This is a genomic window from Stenotrophomonas sp. 2YAF22, assembly GCF_052114665.1.
GTDB classification, from domain to species: Bacteria; Pseudomonadota; Gammaproteobacteria; order Xanthomonadales; family Xanthomonadaceae; genus Stenotrophomonas; species Stenotrophomonas indicatrix.
On the sequence record NZ_JBFRFE010000567.1, the window covers coordinates 1 to 2,878 of the forward strand.

The following is a 2,878-nucleotide window of genomic DNA, read 5'->3' on the forward strand; positions in this document are numbered from 1 at the left end:
CGTACCAGCTGGGCGGGAAGGCGGCGCTCACCGGCGGCCTCGCAGAAGCGGGAAAGGGCGTCGGAGCGGGGGAGGACGGTCGGGCTTCACGCCGATAGTTTGGCCCAAGCCGGGCGCCCGTGGTGTGAGGGCAGCGGCTTGCCGATGCCGATGYCGGGCGCGTACCTTGATGCCACGCCAAGGAGTTTCCCCATGCGCCGCCTGCCCTGGGTGGGCCTTCCCACCGACAGCACCGTGCTCGGCCATCATCGTTTCGCGGTGGCCGGGGAAAAATATGTGCGTGCGTTGGTTGACGCTGCGCAGGCAACACCGCTGGTGCTGCCGAGTCTGCAGCCGCCGCTGCCGGCGCGCGATTGGCTGCAGGGCCTGGATGGCCTGCTGCTGACCGGCGCGGTCAGCAACATCGAGCCGCAGCATTACGAAGGGGGCCGCACCTGGAACGGCAACCGGCATGACCCGGCGCGCGACGCCACTGCGTTCGCGCTGCTGCACGAGGCGCTGGCGTTGAATCTACCCGTGCTGGCGATCTGCCGCGGATTCCAGGAATTGAATGTGGCGCTCGGTGGCACGCTGCATCCGCAGGTRCATGCAGTACCTGGCATGGCCGACCATCGCGAAGATCCGCAGGCGCCGGTGGAGGTGCAGTATGGTCCGGCCCATGCGATCACCTTGGCCGATGGGGGTTGGCTGGCGCAGTGGTGTGCCGCCGATCGTGTGCAGGTCAACTCAGTGCACGGGCAGGGCATCGCGCAGGTGGCCGAAGGCCTGCAGATCGAGGCCTGGGCCGACGATGGCCTGGTCGAAGCAGCCCGCAGCCCGCGCCATCGATTCGTGCTCGGCGTACAGTGGCACCCGGAGTGGCGTGTCATGCAGACGCCGTTCTATCACGCTATTTTCCGTGCGTTCGGCCAAGCTTGCCGGCAGCACCAACAGAATCGACTGGAATCCCAATGAGTTCCCGAACGCGCCCGCGCAAGACGGCCACGCCCCCGCCCCCGCAGGAAAGCAGCCTGCTGCGCTGGCTGAAGGAGCGGCGCATCACCGAGGTCGAGTGCCTGGTTCCGGACATCACCGGCAATGCGCGCGGCAAGATCATCCCGGCCGACAAGTTTTCGCACGATTACGGCACGCGCCTGCCCGAAGGCATCTTCGCGACCACCGTCACCGGCGAATTTCCGGACGATTACTACGACCTGACCTCGCCGTCGGACTCGGACATGATCCTGCGCCCCGACCCGGACACCGTGCGCATGGTGCCGTGGGCGACCGACCCGACCGCGCAGGTCATCCATGACTGCTACACCAAGAACGGCGAGCCACACGAACTGGCCCCGCGCAACGTGCTGCGCCGGGTGCTGGATGCCTATACCGAGCTCGGCCTGCGGCCAGTGGTCGCGCCCGAGCTGGAATTCTTCCTGGTGCAGAAGAACACCGATCCGGATTTTCCGCTGCTGCCCCCGGCGGGCCGCTCCGGCCGCCCGGAAACGGCGCGGCAGTCGTACTCGATCGACGCGGTCAACGAATTCGATCCGATCCTCGACCTGATGTACGACTACTGCGATGCGATGAAGCTGGACGTGGATACGCTGATCCACGAATCCGGCGCGGCGCAGCTGGAGGTCAACTTCACCCACGCCAATGCGATGGATCTGGCCGACCAGGTGTTCCTGTTCAAGCGCACCATGCGCGAATCGGCGATGCGCCATGGGGTGTATGCCACCTTCCTGGCCAAGCCGATGGAGAACGAGCCGGGCAGTGCGATGCACATCCACCAGAGCCTGCTGCGCATCAGCGATGGCCAGAACGTGTTCACCGGCGAGCACGGTGGTGAGGATTTCAGTCCGCTGTTCGCCCATTACCTGGCCGGCCTGCAGAAATATGTGCCGATGGCCATGGCGTTCTTCGCGCCGAACGTGAATTCCTACCGGCGCCTGGTGTTCGGTGAGGTCTCGCCGAGCAACGTGCACTGGGGCTTCGACAACCGCACCTGCGGCCTGCGGGTGCCGCTGGATACGCCGGAGAACATGCGGGTGGAAAGCCGCTTTGCCGGCTCCGATGCCAACCCTTACCTGGCGATGGCCGCGACCCTGGCCTGCGGGCTGCTCGGCATCCGCGAGCGCCTGGCGCCGGATGCGCCGGTGACCGGCAGCGCCAAGGAGCTGGGCTACGACCTGCCGCGTTCGCTGGGTGAAGCGCTGGATGGGCTGGAGCAGTGCAGTGAGCTGCAGGCGTTGCTCGGCGAGCGCTTCTGCCGCGCCTACACCTCGGTCAAGCGCAAGGAATACGAGACCTTCTTCCGCGTGATCAGTTCGTGGGAGCGCGAGTTCCTGCTGCTGAACGTGTGAAGGCCGCGAATAGAAAAATCCCTCGCCGGGGGGTAGGCTGGCACCCGTCGCCGGCTCGGCCGGCCCCCCTTTCCGCATTCTGGAGCACCCGATGAAGCTGCGTATCCTCACGCTCGGCCTGGCCTCCGCCATGCTTTCCGCCTGTGGCGGCGGCAACGGCGGCGGACAGGACAGCCAGGTCCTGAACGTCTACAACTACAGCGACTACATCGCCGAAGACACCATCCCCAACTTCGAGAAGCAGAGCGGGATCAAGGTCACCTACGATGTGTTCGACAGTGACGAGATGGTCGAGACCAAGCTGCTGGCCGGCAACAGCGGCTACGACGTGGTGGTGCCGACGCTGAACTTCTTCGGCCGGCAGATCCAGGCCGGCGTGTTCCTGCCGCTGGACAAGTCGAAGATCCCGAACCTGGCCAACCTCGACCCGGCGGTGATGAAGCGCATCGCCACCCAGGATCCGGGCAACCAGTACGGTGTGCCGTACATGATCGGCACCACCGGCATCGGCTACAACGTGGACATGCTGAAGG

At 65.9% G+C, this 2,878-nt stretch carries 3 protein-coding genes; all 3 read left to right on the top strand.

Going from position 1 to position 2,878, the window contains the following annotated elements; translation table 11 throughout:
- The first annotated feature begins 192 nt into the window (after positions 1–192).
- A complete protein-coding gene (locus AB4Y84_RS18265) occupies positions 193–954 on the top strand; it encodes a gamma-glutamyl-gamma-aminobutyrate hydrolase family protein (RefSeq protein ID WP_442243727.1) in 762 nt (253 codons plus the stop codon).
- Positions 951–2,345 (top strand): glutamine synthetase family protein, encoded by a 1,395-nt coding sequence (locus AB4Y84_RS18270; protein ID WP_025875326.1) that lies wholly within the window; start codon positions 951–953, stop codon positions 2,343–2,345. The genes AB4Y84_RS18265 and AB4Y84_RS18270 overlap by 4 nt, the downstream gene beginning before the upstream one ends.
- A 91-nt stretch (positions 2,346–2,436) precedes the next feature.
- A partial coding sequence (locus AB4Y84_RS18275; RefSeq protein WP_442250604.1) for an extracellular solute-binding protein occupies positions 2,437–2,878 on the top strand: 442 nt, incomplete at its 3' end.